At 60.6% G+C, this 21,941-nt stretch carries 21 protein-coding genes; 10 read left to right on the top strand and 11 right to left on the bottom strand.

What is annotated here, in order from left to right:
• Positions 1-86: 86 nt before the first annotated feature.
• The 6 genes from xerD to ffh all read right to left on the bottom strand — a co-directional run bounded on the left by xerD (position 87) and on the right by ffh (position 4,654).
• Positions 87-983 carry a site-specific tyrosine recombinase XerD gene (gene xerD, locus ACRC4F_RS30580; RefSeq protein WP_008151625.1) on the bottom strand — a complete coding sequence of 299 codons (897 nt, stop codon included), beginning with the start codon at positions 981-983 and terminating at the stop codon, positions 87-89.
• Positions 984-1,082: 99 nt separating this feature from the next.
• Positions 1,083-1,433, bottom strand: coding sequence for a 50S ribosomal protein L19 (gene rplS, locus ACRC4F_RS30585; RefSeq protein WP_003175895.1), 351 nt, complete (start codon positions 1,431-1,433; stop codon positions 1,083-1,085).
• A gap of 45 nt (positions 1,434-1,478) precedes the next feature.
• A complete protein-coding gene (gene trmD / locus ACRC4F_RS30590) occupies positions 1,479-2,252 on the bottom strand; it encodes a tRNA (guanosine(37)-N1)-methyltransferase TrmD (protein WP_154503229.1) in 774 nt (257 codons plus the stop codon).
• Complete coding sequence (rimM, locus tag ACRC4F_RS30595) at positions 2,234-2,770, bottom strand: ribosome maturation factor RimM (RefSeq protein WP_008014731.1); 537 nt, start codon at positions 2,768-2,770, stop codon at positions 2,234-2,236. The genes trmD and rimM overlap by 19 nt, the downstream gene beginning before the upstream one ends.
• A gap of 5 nt (positions 2,771-2,775) precedes the next feature.
• The gene (gene rpsP / locus ACRC4F_RS30600; RefSeq protein ID WP_010463010.1) at positions 2,776-3,027 is read right to left on the bottom strand and encodes a 30S ribosomal protein S16; all 252 of its coding nucleotides are present in this window, start codon (positions 3,025-3,027) and stop codon (positions 2,776-2,778) included.
• A 250-nt stretch (positions 3,028-3,277) separates the two neighbouring features.
• Complete coding sequence (gene ffh / locus ACRC4F_RS30605; RefSeq protein ID WP_017340267.1) at positions 3,278-4,654, bottom strand: signal recognition particle protein; 1,377 nt, start codon at positions 4,652-4,654, stop codon at positions 3,278-3,280.
• 210 nt (positions 4,655-4,864) lie between these two features.
• On the opposite strand from ffh, the gene ACRC4F_RS30610 reads away from it, so the two are divergent.
• The 3 genes from ACRC4F_RS30610 (at position 4,865) to ACRC4F_RS30620 (ending at position 8,644) form a co-directional block, all read left to right on the top strand.
• The gene (locus ACRC4F_RS30610; RefSeq protein WP_438662656.1) at positions 4,865-5,677 is read left to right on the top strand and encodes a cytochrome C assembly family protein; all 813 of its coding nucleotides are present in this window, start codon (positions 4,865-4,867) and stop codon (positions 5,675-5,677) included.
• A gap of 12 nt (positions 5,678-5,689) precedes the next feature.
• Positions 5,690-6,925: an HlyC/CorC family transporter gene (locus ACRC4F_RS30615; protein ID WP_438662657.1), complete on the top strand. Its 1,236-nt coding sequence runs from the start codon at positions 5,690-5,692 to the stop codon at positions 6,923-6,925.
• 402 nt (positions 6,926-7,327) lie between these two features.
• Positions 7,328-8,644 (top strand): MFS transporter, encoded by a 1,317-nt coding sequence (locus tag ACRC4F_RS30620; protein ID WP_438662658.1) that lies wholly within the window; start codon positions 7,328-7,330, stop codon positions 8,642-8,644.
• Positions 8,645-8,758: 114 nt separating this feature from the next.
• Here ACRC4F_RS30620 and purT read toward each other — a convergent pair whose 3' ends face one another.
• The 5 genes from purT to ACRC4F_RS30645 form a co-directional block, all read right to left on the bottom strand.
• Complete coding sequence (gene purT / locus ACRC4F_RS30625) at positions 8,759-9,940, bottom strand: formate-dependent phosphoribosylglycinamide formyltransferase (protein ID WP_438662659.1); 1,182 nt, start codon at positions 9,938-9,940, stop codon at positions 8,759-8,761.
• A 99-nt stretch (positions 9,941-10,039) separates the two neighbouring features.
• Positions 10,040-10,507 carry a preQ0 transporter gene (locus ACRC4F_RS30630; protein WP_010463021.1) on the bottom strand — a complete coding sequence of 156 codons (468 nt, stop codon included), beginning with the start codon at positions 10,505-10,507 and terminating at the stop codon, positions 10,040-10,042.
• A 229-nt stretch (positions 10,508-10,736) separates the two neighbouring features.
• On the bottom strand, positions 10,737-10,952 hold the full coding sequence (locus ACRC4F_RS30635) for a DUF1289 domain-containing protein (RefSeq protein WP_438662660.1): 216 nt from the start codon (positions 10,950-10,952) through the stop codon (positions 10,737-10,739).
• Positions 10,949-11,473, bottom strand: a complete 525-nt coding sequence (locus ACRC4F_RS30640; RefSeq protein ID WP_007954617.1) for a gamma carbonic anhydrase family protein — start codon at positions 11,471-11,473, stop codon at positions 10,949-10,951. Before ACRC4F_RS30640 ends, ACRC4F_RS30635 begins: the two co-directional genes overlap by 4 nt.
• A gap of 55 nt (positions 11,474-11,528) precedes the next feature.
• Positions 11,529-12,128, bottom strand: coding sequence for a CoA pyrophosphatase (locus ACRC4F_RS30645; protein ID WP_403101442.1), 600 nt, complete (start codon positions 12,126-12,128; stop codon positions 11,529-11,531).
• A 146-nt stretch (positions 12,129-12,274) separates the two neighbouring features.
• Here ACRC4F_RS30645 and ACRC4F_RS30650 point away from each other — a divergent pair, with 146 nt between their 5' ends.
• The 7 genes from ACRC4F_RS30650 (at position 12,275) to nagE (ending at position 21,069) form a co-directional block, all read left to right on the top strand.
• Positions 12,275-12,826, top strand: coding sequence for an NUDIX hydrolase (locus ACRC4F_RS30650; protein ID WP_438662661.1), 552 nt, complete (start codon positions 12,275-12,277; stop codon positions 12,824-12,826).
• Between the two features lie 64 nt (positions 12,827-12,890).
• A complete protein-coding gene (locus ACRC4F_RS30655; protein WP_438662662.1) occupies positions 12,891-13,394 on the top strand; it encodes a L,D-transpeptidase family protein in 504 nt (167 codons plus the stop codon).
• A 512-nt stretch (positions 13,395-13,906) separates the two neighbouring features.
• On the top strand, positions 13,907-14,638 hold the full coding sequence (locus tag ACRC4F_RS30660) for a GntR family transcriptional regulator (protein WP_010463034.1): 732 nt from the start codon (positions 13,907-13,909) through the stop codon (positions 14,636-14,638).
• A gap of 21 nt (positions 14,639-14,659) precedes the next feature.
• A complete protein-coding gene (gene nagA, locus ACRC4F_RS30665; protein WP_438662663.1) occupies positions 14,660-15,766 on the top strand; it encodes an N-acetylglucosamine-6-phosphate deacetylase in 1,107 nt (368 codons plus the stop codon).
• A complete protein-coding gene (locus ACRC4F_RS30670) occupies positions 15,759-16,769 on the top strand; it encodes an SIS domain-containing protein (protein WP_438662666.1) in 1,011 nt (336 codons plus the stop codon). The genes nagA and ACRC4F_RS30670 overlap by 8 nt, the downstream gene beginning before the upstream one ends.
• 35 nt (positions 16,770-16,804) lie before the next feature.
• A complete protein-coding gene (gene ptsP / locus ACRC4F_RS30675) occupies positions 16,805-19,321 on the top strand; it encodes a phosphoenolpyruvate--protein phosphotransferase (protein ID WP_438662664.1) in 2,517 nt (838 codons plus the stop codon).
• 32 nt (positions 19,322-19,353) lie between these two features.
• Complete coding sequence (nagE, locus tag ACRC4F_RS30680; RefSeq protein WP_438662665.1) at positions 19,354-21,069, top strand: N-acetylglucosamine-specific PTS transporter subunit IIBC; 1,716 nt, start codon at positions 19,354-19,356, stop codon at positions 21,067-21,069.
• Positions 21,070-21,941: the final 872 nt, after the last annotated feature.

Raw genomic sequence — 21,941 nt, forward strand, 5'->3', positions numbered from 1 at the left:
CCTGCTCGCGATTGCGGTGTATCAGTAAAAGAAGTGTCGACTGACACACCGCAATCGCGAGCAGGCTCGCTCCTACAGGATCTCATTCAGCCGCGCGGATGGTGTTTGGCGTGCAGATCCTGCAAGCGTGCGCGGGCGACGTGGGTGTAGATCTGGGTGGTCGACAGGTCGCTGTGACCGAGCAGCATTTGCACCACCCGCAGGTCGGCGCCGTGGTTGAGCAAGTGCGTGGCGAAAGCGTGACGCAAGGTGTGCGGCGACAGCGACTTGCCGATACCGGCAACCTTGGCCTGGTGCTTGATGCGGTGCCAGAAGGTCTGGCGAGTCATCTGCTCACCACGCTGGCTGGGGAACATGACATCGCTGGGACGTCCGCCAAGCAGCTCCTGGCGCCCATCGCGCAGGTAACGCTCGACCCAGACAATCGCCTCCTCCCCCATCGGCACCAGACGCTCCTTGCTGCCCTTGCCCATCACTCGCAGCACACCCTGGCGCAGGTTGACCTGCTCCAGCGTCAGACTGATCAGTTCTGTCACCCGCAAGCCGCACGCGTAAAGCACTTCGAGCATGGCGCGGTCACGCTGACCGATGGCTTCGCTCAAGTCCGGCGCCTTCAGCAGCGCTTCCACGTCTGCTTCCGACAGAGATTTAGGCAACGGTCTACCGAGCTGGGGCATATCGACGCGCAAGGTCGGATCGACGGCGATCAGCTTTTCTCGCAGCAGATAACGATAAAAGCCACGCACACCTGAGAGAAATCGCGCTGTTGAACGGGGTTTGTAGTTTTGCTCCAGACGCCAGGCCAGGTGATCGAGGATCAATTCACGACCGGCGTTGATCAGCTCCAGCCCCTTTTCCTGCAGCCAGCCGTTGAACAGGGCCAGGTCGCTGCGATAGGCATCCCGGGTGTTATCGGAAAGGCCTTTCTCCAGCCACAACGCGTCGAGAAACTGGTCTATCAAAGGATGATCGATGGCGGGCATAAAGACTCAGGCAAGACCGACAGTACGGTCAGGGAAGATAAATCGCAGGCAACAAAAAAGCAGCCCGTAGGCTGCTTTTTTCTGCATCGGAAGCTGGACTTAAGCCAGTTTTTCCTTGATGCGAGCTGCTTTACCGGACAGGTCACGCAGGTAGTACAGCTTGGCTTTACGTACGTCACCGCGACGTTTAACGGCCATGCTGTCGATTTGCGGGCTGTAGGTCTGGAAAGTACGCTCTACGCCAACACCGTTGGAGATTTTACGAACGGTGAAAGCACTGTTTACGCCGCGGTTACGCTTGGCGATAACAACACCTTCGAACGCTTGCAGACGCGAACGGTCGCCTTCCTTCACTTTCACCTGAACGACAATGGTGTCGCCCGGGGCAAAGGTAGGGATCTCTTTGGTCATCTGCTCTGCTTCGAGTGCAAGGATGATTTTGTTAGTCATGCTGTGCTCCTAAGGTAAATCGTCGGATTTACCATCGATACGTTGTTAACTATCGTCCCGCTCGCGGATGTATTCCTCGAGCAGCTTCTTCTCTTCTCCAGAAAGCGAGCGGCTTTCCAGAAGATCGGCGCGTCGTTCAAAGGTCCTACCAAGGGACTGCTGTAAACGCCAACGCCGGATATGCGCGTGATTGCCACTTAGCAACACGTCGGGAACACGCTGATCCGCATACACCTCCGGTCGGGTGTAGTGCGGGCAATCCAGCAAACCATCCGTAAAGGAATCTTCCTCGGCGGAGTCCGCATGCCCTAAAGCTCCAGGCAGCAGTCGTGTAACCGCATCGATCAGGACCATCGCCGGCAGCTCGCCGCCAGACAGTACATAGTCGCCAATCGACCACTCTTCATCGACATGAGCCTCAATAAAACGCTCGTCAATGCCTTCATAGCGGCCGGCAATCAGGATCAATGCATCCAGATTCGCCAACTCGCGTACCGCCGACTGAGTCAGTTGACGGCCTTGGGGGGACAGGTAAATTACCTTCGCCGCCTCCCCGGCTGCAGCCTTGGCCTGAACCAGAGCATCTTCCAGGGGCTTGATTTTCATCACCATGCCCGGACCACCGCCAAATGGGCGATCGTCCACAGTGTGATGTCGATCCGTCGTGTAGTCTCGCGGATTCCAACAGGTGAGCTGCAACAGCCCCTGTTTCACCGCACGACTGGTGATGCCGTACTCGCTGATGGCGGAGAACATCTCGGGAAACAAACTGATCACTTCTACGCGCAAGTTAGCCACGCTTAGAAGTCCGCATCCCATTCCACCTTCATCTCGCCCGCTGCGAGGTCGACGGCCAACACGCATTGCTCCGTATAGGGCAACAGGCGTTCGCGATCATCCAGGCTGCCAGCGCAAGGCTTGACCACCATTACATCATTGGCGCCGGTTTCCAGAAGATGATCGATTTTCCCGAGCAATTGCCCGAGTTGATCAATAACCTTCAGACCTTCCAGCTGGTACCAGTAGTACTCGCCGTCGGTCAATTCAGGGAACAGGTTGCGCGGCACGCAGATCTCATAACCAGCCAGAAGACGAGCTTCTTCGCGATCATCGAGACCCTTGAGCTTTGCGACCAGGAACTTGTCGTTCCCACGTCCACTGACCAGCTCGACCTGTTTCACATTGCCTTCGCGCTTGAGCGTCCAGGTTTTGTACTGCAACAGGTTTTCAGTCGGATCAGTAAAGGAATAAACCTTCACTTCGCCGCGAACGCCATGAACAGAATAAATCTTGCCGATAACGATCAAATCATCAGCAACCGCTGGCGTCGCGTTCATATTGCTCAGGCCGCAGCCTTAGACGCGTCCTTCAACAACTGAGCAACACGCTCAGAAGGTTGTGCACCAACGCTCAGCCAGTAGGCTACGCGCTCTTGGTTCACGGACAGACGGACTTCTTGACCACGAGCAACAGGGTTGAAGAAACCAACCTGTTCCTTGTGCGAACCGTCGCGCGGGTTGCGGCTGTCGGTTACGGTCAAGTGGTAAAACGGGCGCTTTTTGGAGCCGCCAAGGGCAAGACGGATTGTTAGCATGTGAACATCGTTCCTGTAGTCGGTGCTGCAAATCTAAAGGCACAGCGGGCATAGGTGCCCGAAAGGCCGCATATTCTAAGGAATATCCGGACTTTTGCAAATGACTTTTTCCGACGGCCTTTCGGACGCCATCAAGATTTGCTATAGAGCCGTCGTTGAAAACGGCCAGTCAGCTCCCGCCAAGTGCGGGTTTGCTGTTGATCCCACGTCCTTGTGGGTAAGCGCCGACATAAATGCCGGCGCAAATTCTTTACATTTTCGGCATGCCGCCGCCGGGCAACATACCGCCCATGCCGCGCATCATTTTGGCCATTCCGCCTTTCGCGGAGAATTTCTTCATCATCTTCTGCATCTGCTTGTGCTGCTTGATCAAGCGACCGATGTCCTGCACCTGGGTGCCGGAACCCATGGCGATCCGGCGTTTGCGCGAACCGCTGATCAGCTCAGGGTCGCGGCGCTCGGCCGGGGTCATGGAATTGATGATGGCTTCCATCTGCTTGAATTGTTTCTCTGCCGCACCCTGGGCATTGCCCATCTGCGCCAGGTTCACGCCGCCGATATTCGGCAGTTTGTCCATGAGGCCGCCGAGGCCGCCCATGTTTTTCATCTGTTGCAGCTGATCGCGGAAATCTTCGAGGTCGAAGCCCTTGCCCTTCTTCAGCTTTTTGGCCAGCTTGTCGGCCTTGTCCTTGTCGAGGGTCGCTTCCGCCTGTTCGATCAGGCTGAGCACGTCGCCCATGCCGAGGATGCGCGAAGCGATACGCTCAGGGTGGAACGGCTCGAGCGCTTCGCTCTTCTCGCCCATACCGATGAACTTGATCGGCTTGCCGGTGATGGCACGCACCGACAGCGCAGCACCGCCACGGGCGTCGCCGTCGACCTTGGTCAGGATCACACCGGTCAGCGGCAATGCGTCGCCGAAGGCCTTGGCCGTGTTGGCGGCGTCCTGGCCGGTCATGGCGTCGACCACGAACAGGGTTTCGACCGGGTTGATCGCGGCGTGCAGCGCCTTGATCTCGCCCATCATTTCTTCGTCGATGTGCAGACGACCGGCGGTGTCGACGATGACCACATCAATAAACTTAAGCTTGGCTTCTTTTATAGCCGCTTGCGCGATCTCGACCGGCTTCTGGCTCAGGTCGGACGGGAAGAAGGTAACGCCGACTTCGCCCGCGAGCATTTCCAGCTGCTTGATCGCCGCCGGACGGTAAACGTCCGCAGACACGACCATGACCGACTTCTTCTTGCGCTCTTTAAGGAAGCGCGCGAGTTTGCCGGCGGTGGTGGTTTTACCCGCGCCCTGCAAACCGGCCATCAGCACCACGGCCGGTGGAACGGCGCTCAGGTTCAAGTCTTCGTTGGCGGCGCCCATCAGGCTTTCGAGTTCGGCCTGGACGATCTTCACGAAGGCCTGGCCCGGCGTCAGGCTGCGTGACACCTCGGTGCCGACGGCGCGCTCCTTGACCGAATTGACGAAGTCCTTCACCACCGGCAAGGCGACGTCGGCTTCGAGCAACGCCATGCGCACTTCGCGCAAGGTGTCTTTGATGTTGTCTTCGGTCAGCTTGGCCTTGCCGGTGACATGGCGCAGCGTCTGCGAAAGACGGTCGGTTAAGTTTTCAAACATTGCGCGATCCTTTCAGGCCCTGTGTAGACCGGGATAATGGCGGCCCAGACCGGAATAAACATGAGCTCGGCGAGCCTGCGGCGTGGGCAGGTCGCGGATTATAGCGAAGACTGCGTCTGGCGGACACCTCGTCGTCAGGTTGCATGGTCTTTCGTGCTGCGGGGGTTCTATGCCAAACTCAGCGCCTTTCGGGCTTGCCTAACAGGATTTATGCTCCCCTTGTCACCCAGTTTGCTGACTACCCTCGCCGCCGCCTGCTTATATGCCGCTGCGACTATCTATCAAGGCACTCGCCTGGCCACCGGCGCCAAGGCGAACAAGCGCCTGCTGGTCACGCTCGGCGTGCTTGCCGTGCTGGCTCACAGCGCCAGCCTGTTCACCCACTTGCTGACCCCGATCGGCCTGGGCCTGGACTTTTTCAGTGCGGCCAGCCTGATTGCTGCAGCGGTCATCGCCCTGACCCTGCTGGCCTGTTCGCGGATCCCGGTGGAAAACCTGCTTATATTGCTGTTCCCGCTCGGTGCCGCCACGGTGCTGCTGGCGCAGTTCGCCCCGGCCGGCACGGTGCAGGTCATCGACGAAGAGCCTGGCATTCTCGCCCACATCCTGCTGTCGATCCTCGCTTACGGCATGTTCACCATCGCGATGTTTCAGGCCTTGCTGCTGCTGGTGCAAGACCATCAGCTCAAGCACAAACACCCGTCGGGGCTGATCAAGAACTTCCCGCCGCTGCAAACCATGGAAAGCTTGTTGTTCGGCTTCCTCTGGGCCGGCTGGACCCTGCTGTCGCTGTCGCTGATTTCCGGCTGGCTGTTCGTCGACAACCTGTTCGCCCAGCATCTGGTGCACAAAACCTTGTTGGCTTGCCTGGCCTGGATCGTCTTCAGCGTGTTGCTTTGGGGCCGTAACCGCCTCGGCTGGCGCGGACACAAGGCCATTCGCTGGACCCTCGCCGGTTTCTGCCTGCTGATGCTGGCGTATTTCGGCAGTAAGCTGGTCCGTGAATATATCCTGCACATCTGACGGGCGGCATTAATGGACGACTTGCCCATAGGGCCGATGCTCGCGGTATTGGCCCTGCTGATTTTATGGTCGGGGCTGTTTACCGCCATCGAAACGGCACAGCAGTACTTGCTGGCCCAGCGTACCGCCTCGCGTTCCAGCGACAAACCGGTCGCGAAGCTGAGCTTCCCGCTCAACAGCCTGATCTTCTGCAACACCCTGTGCCGCGCACTCGCCGTAGTCATCAGCACTTTGCTGGCGATCTTCACCTGGGCGGAAAACGGTCCGTGGATTGCCTGTGCAGGCGCCAGCGCCGCGCTTCTGGTGTTCGCCGATTACCTGCCGCGCACCCTCGCCGTGCGCTATCCCGACGCAATCCTGGCCTTGGGCAACACGCTGCTCGGCGCGCCACTGAAAATCATTTATCCGGCCGCCTGGCTGCTCAATGGCCTCACTCAACTGCTGATGCGGCCGTTTGCCCGCAAAGTCAACGTGGTGCAACAGAGCGAAGACGAGAGCCCGAGCGAGCGACAGGACGACTACGTTCAAGCCGTCCGCCGCCCGCACCCGCTGTCGGGCATCCACGCGCTCGACAACATCACGGTCAACGACATCTTGGTACCGCGCAGTGACGTCGACGGGATCAACCTCGACGACTCCCTCGCAGAGATCATCGAGCAACTGCGCAACAACAAGCGCACGCGCCTGCCGGTGTTTCACAGCGACATCAATCAGGTCGAGGCGGTGCTCAATACCCGGCAGATCCGCCACTTGCTGGCCGATGCCAGCCTGACCCTCGAAGCGCTGCTGGCCGCCAGCCACGAACCGTACTTCGTACCGGAAAGTACGCCGCTGCAACTGCAACTGCTGAATTTCCACAAGCAACAGCGGCGCCTGGGCATGGTGGTCGACGAATACGGCGAAGTGCTCGGCATCGTGACCCTGGAGGATATTCTCGAAGAAATCGTCGGCGAATTCGAAAGCCAGCACAGCCTGGACAACCCGCACATCCACCCGCAGGCCGATGGGCGTCTGATGATCGAAGGTGCGGCGTCGATTCGCGAATTGAACAAGAGCCTGGGCTGGCACCTGCCCAGTGACGGCCCGAAAACCCTTAACGGCTTGGTGACCGAGGCGCTGGAGACGATTCCGGACAGCGCGGTATGCCTGAAGATCGGGCGTTATCGGCTGGAGATTCTGGAGACGGAAGACAACCGCGTTACTCAGGTCCTGATCTGGCATACCAGCTCGGTGCCAGTCGCTATCTAAACCCTGGCACCCAACCTGTGGCGAGGGAGCTTGCTCCCGCTGGACTGCGAAGCAGGCCCAACCAAAGACGCTGCAATTATCCTGACAGCACTCTTCCAGCCATTTGCGGCCGCTACGCGCCCGAGCGGGAGCAAGCTCCCTCGCCACAAAAGCCATCACTCAGCCCGAGCCTCTTGTTTGATCGTTAGCCACCTTCCTATAATCGAATCCGCTTACCCAAGCCCCGCCGGACCACGTGCTTACCCCGCACGCAGCAGGTTCCGGCCAGACCATCGGCAAAATCCGCACCACACCGTCGACTGTTCCTACCTTGAACAGCGGCCGCGCCTCACTCCCACATCCCTGGGTGTTCGACCATAATAATTCGCTCCACTGGGGCACATGACTGTCAGGGATAACCGCATGACGACCAGCACGACTTACAACGAAACCACGCCTGCGCAACCGACGAACTCCGCCACCCGCGTGGCGACCGCGAGCTTCATCGGCACCGCCATCGAGTTTTACGACTTCTACGTCTACGCGACCGCCGCAGCGCTGGTGATCGGTCCTGTGTTCTTTCCGCAGACCTCCGGCACCGCCCAGATGCTGTCGGCGTTCCTCACCTTCGGCATCGCCTTCCTCGCAAGACCCTTGGGATCGGCGCTGTTCGGGCACTTCGGTGACCGCATCGGGCGCAAATCGACACTGGTCGCTTCGCTGCTATTGATGGGCGTGTGCACCACGCTGATCGGCGTACTGCCGGGATACGACAGCATCGGGGCCTGGGCGCCGATCCTGCTCTGTGTGCTGCGTTTCGGCCAAGGCCTTGGTCTGGGCGGTGAATGGGGCGGTGCAGCGCTGTTGGCGACGGAGAATGCGCCCAAGGGCAAACGCGCCTGGTTCGGCATGTTCCCGCAGCTCGGCCCGTCGATCGGTTTCCTCGCCGCCAACGGCCTGTTTCTTACGTTGGCGATGACTCTGGATGACGAACAGTTCCGCTCGTGGGGCTGGCGGATTCCGTTCCTGCTCAGCGCCGCGCTGGTGATGGTGGGCCTGTATGTGCGCCTCAAACTCCACGAAACCCCGGTGTTTGCCAACGCAATGGCCCGTCAGGAGCGAGTGAAGATTCCGCTGGTCGAGCTGTTCAGTCAGTACTGGGCGCCGATGTTGCTGGGGGCCGGGTCGATGGTGGTGTGCTACGCACTGTTCTACATCTCGACGGTGTTTTCCCTGAGTTATGGCGTGGCGACACTCGGCTACACCCGCGAGACTTTCCTCGCGCTGCTGTGCTTCGCCGTACTGTTCATGGCGGCGGCAACACCGTTGTCGGCCTGGGCCAGCGACCGTTACGGGCGTAAACCGGTGCTGATCATTGGCGGCGTGCTGGCGATTCTGTCCGGATTCTTGATGGAACCGCTGCTGACCCAAGGCTCGACCTGGAGCGTGGCGCTGTTCCTGTGCATCGAACTGTTTCTGATGGGCGTGACGTTTGCGCCGATGGGCGCATTGCTGCCGGAGCTGTTTCCCACGCATGTGCGCTATACCGGCGCATCGGCAGCCTACAACCTGGGCGGGATCGTCGGAGCCTCGGCGGCGCCGTTCTTCGCGCAGAAGATGGTGGCGATGGGCGGTTTGAGTTATGTCGGCGGGTATGTGTCGGGGGCGGCGGTGCTGAGTTTGATTGCGGTGCTGTGCCTGAAAGAGACGCGGCATAACGATTTGAATCGGGTGGCCTGAAGCAGAAGCATCGCCAGCAGGCTGGCTCCCACAGGGAAATTGGGCGTACACAAAATCTGTGACCAACCCATAACCCTGTGGGAGCTAGCCTGCTAGCGATAGCCGCGACTCGGTTTACAGCTCTACAACAACAGCCTGAGAAGCGCGGGTCGCTTTTGCGCGAGCAGCTTCAATCGACTCATCCCGCGCCAACGCCACACCCATCCGGCGCTGGCCATTGACCTCTGGCTTGCCAAACAGACGCAACGCCGTATCCGGCTCGCTCAACGCAGCACCCAAATTGGCGAAAGCGGTCTGGGTCGACTGCCCTTCCACCAGAATCACCGCCGACGCCGATGGGCCGAACTGACGGATCAACGGAATCGGCAGACCCAGAATTGCCCGCGCGTGCAGCGCGAACTGCGACAAGTCCTGGGAAATCAGGGTCACCAGACCGGTGTCATGCGGGCGCGGCGAGACTTCGCTGAACCACACCTGATCACCTTTGATAAACAGCTCGACACCAAACAGACCACGACCACCCAAGGCCTCGGTGACAGCTTTGGCAACGCGCTCGGATTCAGCCAGGGCAACCGGGCTCATGGCTTGTGGCTGCCAGGATTCCTGATAGTCGCCCTTCTCCTGACGGTGACCGACTGGGGCGCAGAACGTCGTGCCGCCGACGTGGCGTACGGTCAGCAAGGTGATTTCGTAGTCGAAGTCGATGAAACCTTCGACGATCACGCGGCCTTTACCGGCGCGGCCGCCTTCTTGAGCGTAATCCCACGCGGTTTTCACATCATCGGCGCTGCGCAGCAGGCTCTGGCCTTTGCCCGACGAACTCATCACTGGCTTGACCACGCACGGGAAGCCCAGGTCCTCGACGGCCTTGCTGTAGTCCTCGAAGGTGTCGGCGAAATGGTAAGGCGAGGTCGGCAGGTCCAGTTCTTCAGCGGCCAGGCGACGGATGCCTTCGCGGTTCATGGTCAGCTGCGCGGCGCGCGCGGTCGGGATCACGGTGAAGCCTTCGGCTTCCAGCTCAACCAGGGTCGCAGTGGCGATGGCTTCGATTTCCGGCACGATGAAGTGCGGCTTCTCGGCTTCGATCACCGCACGCAGGGCGGCGCCGTCGAGCATGTTGATCACGTGGCTGCGATGGGCGACTTGCATGGCCGGCGCGTTGGCGTAACGGTCGACGGCAATCACTTCAACGCCCAGGCGTTGCAGCTCGATCACCACTTCCTTGCCCAACTCACCACAGCCACACAGCAATACGCGGGTCGCGGTTGGCGACAATGGAGTTCCGATACGGGTCATCTCAGGTCCTCAAGAAGCGGATCATCGAGGGATGCAGCGCCACGCGCGCTTCCCATGGGGAGAAAGCGCGGCATTTTACATGAACCGAAGGGTTTGGCTTCAGCTGGCGACAGCCTGTTTGCGCAAGCGCCAGGCCATGATCAACCACACGACCGTCACGCCAGCAAACTTCGAGCCCATGGCAGTGAGGATCACCGCCGGGGTGAAGGCGTCGATCATGCCGAAGAAGATGAAGGTATCGAGGGGGATGCTCAGGGCCGAACTTATCCACAGGCGATCGTGCAACGGGCGCTTGGTGATGCTGAACACCAGCCAGTCGATGCACTCGGACACCGCGAAGGCCGTGGCGCTGGCCAAAGCGATGGACGGGTCGGAAGTGACATAGGACAGGACCAGCGCCGCCAGCATCGCCGCGATGGCGCCATGGCCGAAGCGGGTTTGCACCATGTCGCGCAAGACAAACACCAACCCGCCCCAGGCTGACCAGATGATGTCCAGGTGCGGGGCGGTGGAAAAGGCGTAGTTGATCAGCACGACGCTGCTGATGTAGGCGATCAGGAAGAACATGGGGCGTGGAGATACCTGTCAATTTGGCGCACAGGGTACTTTATCTCAGGCTCACAAATAACCTGTGGCGAGGGAGCTTGCTCCCATTGGGGCGCGAAGCGGCCCTGAAATCAGCGGTTGCGGTGTGTCAGATCGAATGCGTCTGTCTGCTATGGGGCTGCTTCGCAACCCAGCGGGAGCAAGCTCCCTCGCCACAAAAAACCTCATCAGCCACAAACGCTCACAATACTCAGGAATCGGATTTGGAAGGCAACATCCAGAGTAAACCACTGGATTTGGCCCGCTCATGGCACAACCCCAACACCTTGCGGCGATCTTCGTTGTCCATCCGGCTCCAGCGCGTGATTTCCTCGACCGTGCGCTGACACCCGGTGCAGATATCATCATCGTCCAGCGCACAAATGTTCACGCACGGCGATAGAACCGGTCGTTCGGTGGCGCTCATTCTTCCTGCTCGACCAGATCGCGGGCATAGCGCTGCGAGTTATGCACATAGTGCGCAGCGCTGGCCTCCAGCATCTTCTTTTGCGGCTCGGTCAGCTCGCGCACCACTTTACCGGGCGAGCCCATGACCAGCGAACCGTCGGGAATTTCTTTGCCCTCGCCGATCAGCGAGTTGGCGCCGATGATGCAGTTCTTGCCGATTTTCGCGCCGTTGAGAATCACCGCATTGATACCGATCAGGCTGTAATCGCCCACGGTGCAGCCGTGAAGCATGGCGTTGTGGCCGATGGTCACGCCGGTGCCGATGGTCAGCGGGTAGCCCATGTCGGTGTGCATCACCGTGCCGTCCTGGACGTTACTGTTCTTGCCAATCAGGATCAGTTCATTGTCGCCACGCAATACGGCGTTGAACCAGACGTTGGCGCCCTCTTCCAGCTTGACCTTGCCCACCAGCACGGCATTGGGTGCGACCCAGCTCTGCGGATGGGTTTCGACGCGGGCGTCGCCCAGGCGATATTTCATCTTGTTGTCCTCAAAGGCTCAGGCAGCCGCGTTTCACGCCATACGAACGATGGCTTCAAGTATTGATAAAACTTTTGGGTGGGTGATGCAGGCTGATGTCGGCGTCATAGAGCAGGTTGATCAGCTCGACGATCATGATCGCCGTCAGGCCCCAGATTTTGTACTCGCCATAACGATAACTCGGCACGTACCAACTGCGCCCCTGGTAATCAATGCGGTGAGTATGTTCCCGCGGATCTTCACGAAAGAACTCCAGAGGCACGCTGAACACTGCAGCGATCTCGGCATCGTTGGCCAGGTACTCGACAAAATCCGGAATCACCCCGACATAAGGCGTGACCTTGATGCCGTGCAGCGAGATCAGCGGACTCAACGGGCCAATCACTTCGACCAGCCCCGGCGGCAAGCCGATTTCTTCTTCGGCTTCACGCAGCGCGGTGAAAATCAGATCGGGATCTTCGGGGTCGCGCCGTCCGCCGGGAAAGGCGACTTCACCTCCATGGGTCGAGAGCCCGCTGGCGCGCAGGGTCAGAACCAGTTCCGGTTCGTCACTGCGGGTGATGGGCACCAGCACCGCGGCTTCGGGAAAACGTCGATCGGTTTCCAGGGTACGCGGCGTGTGGTTGCTTACCCGGTGAAGTAGCTCGTCCAGCATGAGTCTTCTCGATTTATTCTCTACTTCGCATCATGCACCAATCACACCGACCGCCCAACCCCCGAACTGCCGTGTGTCGCTAAACGACAACTTGCCGACAGACACCGCCGCACGCCAAGATAGGCACAGCATTCAGGAACCCAAGCATGAAATTTTGCAGTCAGTGCGGCAACCCGGTCACCCAGCGCATTCCCGAAGGCGATTCGCGCCTGCGTTATGTCTGTGACAGCTGTCAGGCGATTCACTACCAGAACCCCAATATTGTCGCCGGTTGCGTGGCGACCTGGGGCTCGAAAGTGTTGCTGTGCCGGCGCGCCATCGAGCCTCGGCTCGGTTATTGGACCCTGCCTGCCGGTTTCATGGAGAACGGCGAAACCATCGAGCAGGCGGCCATTCGCGAAACGGCTGAAGAAGCCTGCGCGCGGGTGCGCAACCTGAGCATCTATACGTTGATCGACGTGCCGCACATCAGTCAGGTGCATGTGTTCTTTCGCGCGGAGCTGGTCGACCTGGATTTTTCCGCCGGCCCCGAGAGCCTGGAAGTGGCACTTTTCGACGAAGCCGACATCCCGTGGTCCGACCTGGCTTTCCGCACGGTGGGTCGTACCTTAGAATGCTTCTTCGCTGACCGGCGGGCCGAGGTCTACCCCGTGCGGTCCGAATCGATCCCGCCGCTTGCTCAGCCTGCTGTCACCTAAAGCTCCTGGCTCCAAAATCACCTATAACTAAATAGTCGCGACACCTTTCAGGGATATCGTTTCAATGCGCTGGTTGCTTGCCGTGTTTTGCTTGTCGTTCGTCGCCCTGTCACAGGCTTCCGTTGCGGAAACCCTGAACGGCAAAGTCATCGAAAAAGTGCTGGTGCTCAAATCCGCCCACCAATTGCAATTGATCAATGACGGCAAGCCGCTCAAGACCTATCGCATCTCCCTGGGCAGAAACCCGAAAGGCCAAAAACTGATGGAAGGCGATAGACGCACGCCTGAAGGCTTCTACTGGCTGGACTGGCGCAAGGTCAGCGATAAATTCAATCTGTCGATGCACATCTCCTACCCGAACATCAGCGACTCTGCCCGCGCCCGGCGCGAAGGCGTCGAGCCTGGTGGCATGATCATGATCCACGGCACGCCGGACACCGAAGAAAACCCGGAAAACCTGTTCCATACCCTGGACTGGACCGACGGCTGCATCGCCATGCGCAACATGGACATGCGCGAAGTGTGGGGATTGGTGCCGGACGGCACGATGATCGAAATTCGGCCGTAGCCCCAAGCTTCCCAGACTAAGGAATAGCTGTCCCTGACTGGTGATGGACTCTTTGTGGCGAGGGGATTTATTCCCGTTGCGCTGCGAAGCAGTGCTAAAACCTGAAAAATGCATTGTGTCAGGCTCACCGCGCCGGCTGAGTCTGCGACTGCTTCGCAGCCGAACGGGGATAAATCCCCTCACCACAATGAACCGCGCCAGTCGCTACCTCTCCTTCCTGACAGCTACCTTCGGTCGCTCCTCGAAAAATAAATTCAAAAGATCGCAGCCTGCGGTGATGCCTGCCGGGAAGATACCAATCCTCTCGGCAAGCGTTACCGCAGGCTGCGATCTTTGCGCTCAAAACACCCACCTCTAATACCATTTAAAACCAAACCCCAATCCAACTCTCCAACAGGGCGGGCTTTACGACGCCAACAGCAAAGTACTGGCATTGACATGGTATTCAAGTGGTATTAGTTTTCGACCATTCGCGGAACACAACATTTCATTATCCGCATCGGACATCGCCCATGAATGACCTCCAGGCCCTACGCCCTGACGACACCCAGCCCACGCCGTTGTACCTGCAACTGGCGCGCAATCTGGAAGCGGCGATCCATGCCGGCCAATGGAAAGCCGAGCAGGCGATGCCCTCGGAGCGCAACCTCAGCGAACTGCTGGGCATTTCCCGCGTCACCGCTCGCAAGGCGCTGGAAGTGTTGTTCGAGCAAGGCCTGATCCGCCGCAACCAAGGCTCCGGCACATTCATCACGCCGCGCCTGGAACAACCGCTGTCGCGCCTCTCGGGTTTCAGCGAAATGTTGCGACTCAAGGGCTTCGTTCCCGGTTCGCAATGGCTGGAACGCGAGATCACCCCACCGACCCACGAAGAACTGATCCGCCTCGGCCTTTCACCGAACGACAAGGTCGCGCGGCTCAAACGCCTGCGCAAAGCCGACGACACGGTGATGGCAATCGAGATGAGCACCCTGCCCGCTTCGATCATTCCCAAGCCCCAAGCGGTGGGCGACTCTCTCTACGAATACCTCGACGGCATCGGCAAACCGATCGTCCGCGCGCTGCAGCACATCCAGGCGATCAACGCCTCGGACGAATTCGCCGCCCTCGTTGGCATCGCCCCCGGCACCGCCATGCTGCTGATGACCCGGGTCGGCTACCTGGAAGACAACACACCGATCGAAGTCACCGACACCTATTGCCGCAACGACTACTACGACTTTGTCGCAGAGCTTCGTCGCTAGACAAGCAACCGAGAACCGATCATGTCCGAAGACAACATCCTCACCGCCCACGGCTGGGTTCGCGGCCGGCTGATTCACGAACACGGCAAAGTCGTGTCCATCGAAGGCGTGCCCTGCGATCCGGCTGACAACGACTTGCCCTACCTGCTGCCCGGTTTCATCGACCTGCACGTTCACGGTGGCGGTGGCAAAGACATCATGGAAGGCGCATTCGCCTTCGAAACCATCAGCAAAACCCACGTCCGTTTTGGCACTACGTCGTTGCTGGCGACCACCATGACCGCGCCGCCAGCAGAGATTTCCAGCGTGCTCAAAGCCGTCGGCGAGTTCTGCGAGCAGCGGCCAAAAGGCTGCGCCCGAGTGCTCGGCGTGCACCTCGAAGGCCCGTATATCAACCCCGGCAAACTCGGCGCCCAGCCGAATTTCGCCCACACCGCATTGATGGCCGAAGTCGAGGAATACCTGGCGCTGGCGCCGATCCGGGTGATCACCATCGCGCCGGAAATCGCCGGCCACGACGTCTTGATCCGCACCCTCAGTGCCCGCGGCATTCGCATGCAGATCGGCCACACCCTTGGCAGTTACGAGGAAGGCGTCGCCGCGCTGGCCGCCGGTGCCAGCAGTTTCACTCACCTGTACAACGCGATGAGCCCGCTGCATCACCGCGAGCCGGGCATCGTCGGCGCCGCGCTGGCCCATGCCAAATACGCCGAACTGATCCCGGACTTGCTGCATGTGCATCCCGGCGCCATCCGTGTGGCCCTGCGCGCAATTCCGTGCCTGTATTGCGTCACCGATTCCACCGCCGCCGCCGGCATGCCGGATGGTGAATACAAGCTCGGCAGCCACACCGTGACTAAATGCCTGGGCGGCGTGCGCTTGCCCGACGGCACCCTGGCCGGCAGCACGCTGACCATGGATCAGGCGCTGCGCAATCTGGTGAAAATCGGATTGCCGATCGCCGAGGCGTCGCAACGTCTTTCGCAATTCCCCGCCGACTACCTCGGCCTTCAAGAACGTGGTCGCCTGCAACCCGGCAGCTGGGCCGACTGCGTGCGGCTGGATCGTTCACTCACACTCACCGCCGTCATGGTCGAAGGAGAAGACATTGACTTCAAAAATGCTTGAAGAGGCGCTGTCCTCGTTCGAGGCCGTGCAAACCCAACTGCAACAGCTCGACCCGCAGATGATCGAGATTGCCGGGCGCCTGCGCCGCCAGCCGCCGCAAGTAGTGATGACCGTCGCTCGCGGCAGCTCAGACCACGCCGCCAGCTATTTCGCGTACCTGACCATGCAGCAACTGGGCTTCCCGGTGGCGTCGTTGCCGATGTCGGTAGTGACCATGCTGCAAGCACCGTTGAAGGTCAGCGGCCAGGTGGCGTTTGCGTTCTCGCAGTCGGGGCAAAGTCCGGACCTGGTGAACAGCCTGCGTCTGTTGCGCAAACGCGGTGCCCTGAGCATTTCCATGGTCAACGCCGAAAGTTCTCCACTGGAAGCCGCGTGCGAATTCAGCCTGCCGCTGTGCGCCGGTACAGAAAACAGCGTCGCCGCGACCAAGAGTTTCATCGCCACCCTTAGCGCCAGCGCCCGTCTGATCGCCCACTGGAAAGAAGACGTGGAATTGCTGGAAGCCGGCAACGCCTTGCCGCAAGGTCTGCGCGAAGCGGCGAAACAGGATTGGAGCCTGGCCATCGCGGCCCTGCGCGATTGCCAGCGTTTGATGGTGATCGGTCGCGGCGCCGGTTTTGCCATCGCTCAGGAAGCGGCGCTCAAGTTCAAGGAAACCTCGGCGATTCAGGCCGAAGCCTTCAGCAGCGCCGAAGTGCGTCACGGCCCGATGGCATTGATCGACGAAAATTATCCTCTGCTGATCTTTGCCCCACGCGGTGCCGAGCAGGCGGGTTTGCTCAGCCTTGCAGCGGACATGCGCCAGCGTGGCGCCCGCGTTCTGCTGGCGGCACCGGATGACATCGCCGAACGCGACCTCACCCTGACCCGCGCCGAGCATCCGGCCCTTGATCCGATTCTGGCGATCCAGAGTTTCTACGTCATGGCTGCCGGTCTGGCCGTGGCCCGTGGCATGGACCCCGACCAGCCGCGGCATTTAAGCAAAGTGACGCGTACGCACTAAGTCTGCCCCGAACGATTTCCTGATGAGACCGAGCCATGCATAACAACAATAAAGAGCTGACCCTCAGCGCCCCGCTCAGCGGCCCGGTGCTCACGCTCGCCAAAGTCCCGGACCCGGTGTTCGCCAGCGGCGCCATGGGCGACGGGATCGCCATCGATCCACTGAACGACACTCTCCACGCCCCTTGCGCCGGCGTCGTGGTGCACGTCGCCCGCAGCGGACACGCCGTCACCTTGCGAGCCGACAACGGTGCCGAATTGCTCCTGCACCTGGGCCTCGACACCGTCGAGTTGCAAGGCGAGGGCTTCTCGATGCTGGTCAAGGAAGGTGCGCGCGTCAGCAATGGCCAGCCGCTGTTGCGCTATGACCTGGACAAGGTCGCGCAGCAATGCAAAAGCCTGGTCAGCCTGATGATCCTGACCAACAGTCAGGAGTTTCAGGCGCGGCCCATCACGCTGAAATCGGTGAAGGTCGGTGATCCGTTGCTGCACATCATTCGCCGGTACGCGCCAGGTGCGCAGGCGGAAGTGGAGCTTTCAGGCGAAGAGATTGTCGGCCACATTCACGTCGCCCATCGTGGAGGTTTGCACGCTCGCCCCGCCGCGCTGATTCGCCAGACCGCGCAAGGGTTCAAGAGCAAATCGCAGCTGCATTTCGCTGGTAAATCGGCGACCTGTGACAGCTTGATCGGCCTGATGAGCCTGGCCGTTGGCGAGCAGGACGAGGTTCAGGTCAGCTGCCAGGGCCCGGATGCCGAAGCGGCGTTGCAAGCGTTGCTGATCGCCCTGTCCACGGCGCTGGCCGAAGACAGCCATGCCGCCGCGCCAACACCGATTACCCGACGCAATCGGACGGCCGAAGCCGGCGTACTGCACGGTGTGTGCGCCGCTCCAGGTTTGGTCGGTGGGCCGTTGTTTCGCCTGAACGCCATCAGCCTGCCGGTGAATGCCGGCAGCCACGATCCAGAGCAACAACTGCATGCCCTCGATACCGCGCTGAGCGCCGTACGCTGCGAAATCGACCACACGCTGGCCCAGGCCAGGAAGCACAAAAACACCGACGAAGAAGCGATCTTCACCGCGCACCTCGCCCTGCTGGAAGACCCGGCGCTGCTCGATGCGGCGAACACTTCCATCGACCAGGGCATGGCAGCAACCCACGCCTGGAGCCAGTCGATCGACGCCCAGTGCGAAGTTTTGCAGCAACTCGGCAGCGCACTGCTGGCCGAACGCGCCAACGATCTGCGCGACCTCAAGCAACGGGTGCTGCGCGCCTTGCTCGGCGAAACCTGGCATTACGACGTGCCGGCCGGCGCCATCGTCGCCGCCCATGAACTGACGCCGTCGGACTTGCTGCAACTGAGCGAGCAAGGCGTCGCCGGATTGTGCATGGTCGAGGGTGGCGCGACGTCCCATGTCGCGATTCTGGCGCGCGGCAAAGGTCTGCCGTGCCTGGTTGCGCTGGGTTCAGCGCTGCTGGATCAACCGCAAGGCCAGGCCGTTGTGCTGGATGCCGACGGTGGTCGCCTCGAATTGTCGCCGACGGCCGAACGCCTGACCGAAGTGCACCAAGCGCAACTCGATCATCAGCAACGTCGTGCGCTTCAGCAGTCTCAGGCTCACACCCCGGCGCTGACACTTGATGGCGTGCACATCGAAGTCGCCGCCAATGTCGCCTCCAGCGCGGAAGCGGCCGACGCGCTGGCCAACGGCGCCGATGGCGTCGGCCTGCTGCGCACCGAGTTTCTGTTCGTCGACCGCAACACCGCGCCGGACGAACAGGAACAACGCCTCGCCTATCAAGCCGTGCTCGACGCCATGGGCGACAAGTCGGTGATCATCCGCACCATCGACGTCGGCGGCGATAAGCAACTCGATTACCTGCCGTTGCCGGTCGAAGCCAATCCGGTGCTCGGTTTGCGCGGCATTCGTCTGGCTCAAGTGCGGCCGGAATTGCTTGATCAGCAACTGCGCGCGCTGTTGCACGTCAGCCCGCTGTCGCGCTGCCGGATCCTGTTGCCGATGGTGACCGAAGTCGATGAGCTGCTGCACATCCGCCAGCGACTTGATGCGTTGTGCATTGAACTGGAGCTGACCCAGCGCCCGGAGTTGGGGGTGATGATCGAAGTCCCGGCCGCCGCGTTGCTGGCCGAGCAACTGGCCGAACACGCGGACTTCCTGTCCATCGGCACCAACGACTTGTCGCAATACACCCTGGCCATGGACCGCGACCACTCGGGCCTCGCCTCGCGAGTCGACGCAATGCACCCGGCGCTACTGCGGCTGATCGCCCAGACTTGCGCCGGTGCGGCAGTGCATAACCGCTGGGTGGGCGTCTGTGGCGCACTCGCCTCCGATCCACTGGCCACGCCGGTACTGATCGGCCTGGGCGTCAGCGAGTTGTCGGTCAGCCCGGTGCAGATCGGTGAAATCAAAGACCGCGTGCGTCACCTCGACGCCGCCGAATGCCGACGCATCAGCCACGACCTGCTCACGTTGAGCAGCGCCGGCGCGGTGCGTCACGCCTGTCACCAGCAATGGCCTCTGAGCTGAACAACAACTAAAAGAATCCAGGGAGAACCGCCATGTACCAATACTTCATCGAGGGACTGCAGCGCCTCGGCCGCGCGCTGATGCTGCCGATCGCAATCCTGCCGATTGCCGGTCTGTTGCTTCGACTGGGCGACACCGACCTGCTGAACATCGCGATCATCCACGACGCCGGCCAAGTGATCTTCGCCAACCTCGCAATGATCTTCGCCATCGGCATCGCGGTCGGGTTCGCCAAGGACAACAACGGCACCGCTGGCCTCGCCGGGGTCATTGGTTACCTGGTGATGATCTCCACGCTCAAGGTGCTGGATGCGAGCATCAACATGGGCATGCTCGCCGGGATCGTCAGCGGCTTGATGGCCGGCGCGCTATACAACCGCTTCAAGGACATCAAGCTGCCGGAGTACCTGGCGTTCTTCGGCGGCAGGCGTTTCGTCCCGATCGTCACCGGCTTCGCCGCCGTCGGCCTGGGCGTGATCTTCGGTTTGATCTGGCCGCCGATCCAGCACGGCATCAACGGCTTCGGCACATTGATGATGGAGAGCGGCAGCATCGGCGCCTTCGTCTTCGGCGTGTTCAACCGCCTGCTGATCGTCACCGGCCTGCACCATATCCTCAACAACATGGCGTGGTTCGTCTTCGGCAACTTCACCGACCCGACCACGGGCGCGATGGTCACCGGCGATCTGTCGCGCTACTTCGCCGGAGACCCGAAAGGCGGCCAGTTCATGACCGGCATGTTCCCGGTGATGATCTTCGGCCTGCCCGCCGCCTGTCTGGCGATGTACCGCAACGCCCTGCCGGAACGCCGCAAAGTCATGGGCGGGATCTTCCTGTCGATGGCACTGACTTCGTTTTTGACCGGTGTGACGGAGCCGATCGAGTTTGCGTTCATGTTCCTTGCGCCGTTTCTGTTTTTGCTCCATGCGCTGCTGACGGGTCTGTCGATGGCGATCACCAATGCGCTGAACATCCACCTGGGTTTCACCTTCTCCGGCGGCTTCATCGACATGGTGCTCGGCTGGGGCAAATCCACCAACGGCTGGTTGGTGGTGCCGGTGGGGTTGGCGTATGCGGTGATCTACTACGTGGTGTTTGATTTCTGCATTCGCCGTTTCAAACTCAAGACCCCGGGGCGTGAAGAAGTGCCGGCGGGTGACAAGGTGGTGGTCGCCGAGAATGAGCGGGCCGGGGCGTACATCAAGGCGCTGGGTGGTGCGCAGAACTTGATTACCGTCGGGGCGTGTACCACGCGGTTGCGGCTGGACATGGTGGATCGCAACAAGGCCAACGACGCAGAGTTGAAAGCGCTGGGCGCGATGGCGGTCGTGCGTCCGGGCAAGGGCGGGAGTTTGCAGGTAGTGGTCGGGCCCATGGCGGACAGCATTGCCGATGAGATTCGCTTGGCGATGCCAGCGTTGGGTCGCGCGCTTGTTTCCTCCCCTCCCGCTGTTATCGATGCACCGAAACCTGCCGCTGTGGCGACTTCAGAGGCGCAGCAATGGCTGAAGGCGTTGGGCGGCGGAGACAATGTGTTGCAGATGGATTGCGTGGCCATGACCCGGATTCGGCTGCAACTGGCAGATGGCAAAGCGTTGTCGGAAGGTGATTTGAAGGCGCTGGGTTGCCAGGGAGTCAGTCAGCTTGAAGGCGGTGTATGGCACCTGCTGATTGGCGACAAGGCGCCGACTTTGAGTGGGGCGTTGGAGGCGCTGGTTAATCGTAGTGAGGTGAGTGCCAAGGTTTAGATCCTGGCTGACTGACAGCCCGCCATCGCGAGCAAGCTCGCTCCCACAGTGGAACGAGGTACATCTGCGAGAGACTAGTCGGCTGTCAGGCTGCCATCGCTGGCAGGCCAGCTCCCACAGGGGTTTGGGGTACATCTGCAAGAGATTGGTCGGCTGGCAGGTCGCCATCGCTGGCAGGCCAGCTCCCACAGTGGATTGGCGTACATCTGCAAGATGTTGGTCGGCTGTCCGGCCGCCATCGCTGGCAGGCCAGCTCCCACAGGGTTTGGGGTACATCTGCAAGAAATTGGTCGGCTGTCAGGCCGCCATCGCTGGCAGGCCAGCTCCCACAGGGGGTCGGGGTACATCTGCAAGTTGGTGGTCGGCTGTCAGGCCGCCATCGCTGGCAAGCCAGCTCCCACAGGGGTTTAGGGTACAACTGCAAGTTGGTGGTCGGCTGTCCGGCCGCCATCGCTGGCAGGCCAGTTCCCACAGGGGTTCGGGGTACATCTGCAAGAAATTGGTCGGCTGTCAGGCTGCCATCGTTGGCAGGCCAACTCCCACAGGGGGTCGGGGTACATCTGCAAGTTGGTGGTCGGCTGTCAGGTCGCCATCGCTGGCAGGCCAGTTCCCACAGGGGTTCGGGGTACATCTGCAAGAAATTGGTCGGCTGGCAGGCTGCCATCGTTGGCAGGCCAACTCCCACAGGGGGTCGGAGTACATCTGCAAGAAATTGGTCGGCTGTCAGGCTGCCATCGCTGGCAGGCCAGCTCCCACAGGGGGTTGGTGTATATCAGCAAGAAACTGGTCGGTTGTCAGGTCGCCATCGCTGGCAGGCCAGCTCCCACAGGTCTGGTGTACATCAGCAAGAAATTGGTCGGCTGGCAGGCCGC

Source organism: Pseudomonas sp. (assembly GCF_051660785.1).
Classification (GTDB): domain Bacteria; phylum Pseudomonadota; class Gammaproteobacteria; order Pseudomonadales; family Pseudomonadaceae; genus Aquipseudomonas.

What these genes read in the sequence shown, in the direction of transcription:
- xerD (WP_008151625.1), bottom strand. Translation starts at nt 983, where the DNA reads ATGCCCGCCATCGATCATCCTTTGATAGACCAGTTTCTCGACGCGTTG.
- rplS (WP_003175895.1), bottom strand. Translation starts at nt 1,433, where the DNA reads ATGACTAACAAAATCATCCTTGCACTCGAAGCAGAGCAGATGACCAAA.
- trmD (WP_154503229.1), bottom strand. Translation starts at nt 2,252, where the DNA reads ATGGGATGCGGACTTCTAAGCGTGGCTAACTTGCGCGTAGAAGTGATC.
- rimM (WP_008014731.1), bottom strand. Translation starts at nt 2,770, where the DNA reads ATGAACGCGACGCCAGCGGTTGCTGATGATTTGATCGTTATCGGCAAG.
- rpsP (WP_010463010.1), bottom strand. Translation starts at nt 3,027, where the DNA reads ATGCTAACAATCCGTCTTGCCCTTGGCGGCTCCAAAAAGCGCCCGTTT.
- ffh (WP_017340267.1), bottom strand. Translation starts at nt 4,654, where the DNA reads ATGTTTGAAAACTTAACCGACCGTCTTTCGCAGACGCTGCGCCATGTC.
- ACRC4F_RS30610 (WP_438662656.1), top strand. Translation starts at nt 4,865, where the DNA reads ATGCTCCCCTTGTCACCCAGTTTGCTGACTACCCTCGCCGCCGCCTGC.
- ACRC4F_RS30615 (WP_438662657.1), top strand. Translation starts at nt 5,690, where the DNA reads ATGGACGACTTGCCCATAGGGCCGATGCTCGCGGTATTGGCCCTGCTG.
- ACRC4F_RS30620 (WP_438662658.1), top strand. Translation starts at nt 7,328, where the DNA reads ATGACGACCAGCACGACTTACAACGAAACCACGCCTGCGCAACCGACG.
- purT (WP_438662659.1), bottom strand. Translation starts at nt 9,940, where the DNA reads ATGACCCGTATCGGAACTCCATTGTCGCCAACCGCGACCCGCGTATTG.
- ACRC4F_RS30630 (WP_010463021.1), bottom strand. Translation starts at nt 10,507, where the DNA reads ATGTTCTTCCTGATCGCCTACATCAGCAGCGTCGTGCTGATCAACTAC.
- ACRC4F_RS30635 (WP_438662660.1), bottom strand. Translation starts at nt 10,952, where the DNA reads ATGAGCGCCACCGAACGACCGGTTCTATCGCCGTGCGTGAACATTTGT.
- ACRC4F_RS30640 (WP_007954617.1), bottom strand. Translation starts at nt 11,473, where the DNA reads ATGAAATATCGCCTGGGCGACGCCCGCGTCGAAACCCATCCGCAGAGC.
- ACRC4F_RS30645 (WP_403101442.1), bottom strand. Translation starts at nt 12,128, where the DNA reads ATGCTGGACGAGCTACTTCACCGGGTAAGCAACCACACGCCGCGTACC.
- ACRC4F_RS30650 (WP_438662661.1), top strand. Translation starts at nt 12,275, where the DNA reads ATGAAATTTTGCAGTCAGTGCGGCAACCCGGTCACCCAGCGCATTCCC.
- ACRC4F_RS30655 (WP_438662662.1), top strand. Translation starts at nt 12,891, where the DNA reads ATGCGCTGGTTGCTTGCCGTGTTTTGCTTGTCGTTCGTCGCCCTGTCA.
- ACRC4F_RS30660 (WP_010463034.1), top strand. Translation starts at nt 13,907, where the DNA reads ATGAATGACCTCCAGGCCCTACGCCCTGACGACACCCAGCCCACGCCG.
- nagA (WP_438662663.1), top strand. Translation starts at nt 14,660, where the DNA reads ATGTCCGAAGACAACATCCTCACCGCCCACGGCTGGGTTCGCGGCCGG.
- ACRC4F_RS30670 (WP_438662666.1), top strand. Translation starts at nt 15,759, where the DNA reads ATGCTTGAAGAGGCGCTGTCCTCGTTCGAGGCCGTGCAAACCCAACTG.
- ptsP (WP_438662664.1), top strand. Translation starts at nt 16,805, where the DNA reads ATGCATAACAACAATAAAGAGCTGACCCTCAGCGCCCCGCTCAGCGGC.
- nagE (WP_438662665.1), top strand. Translation starts at nt 19,354, where the DNA reads ATGTACCAATACTTCATCGAGGGACTGCAGCGCCTCGGCCGCGCGCTG.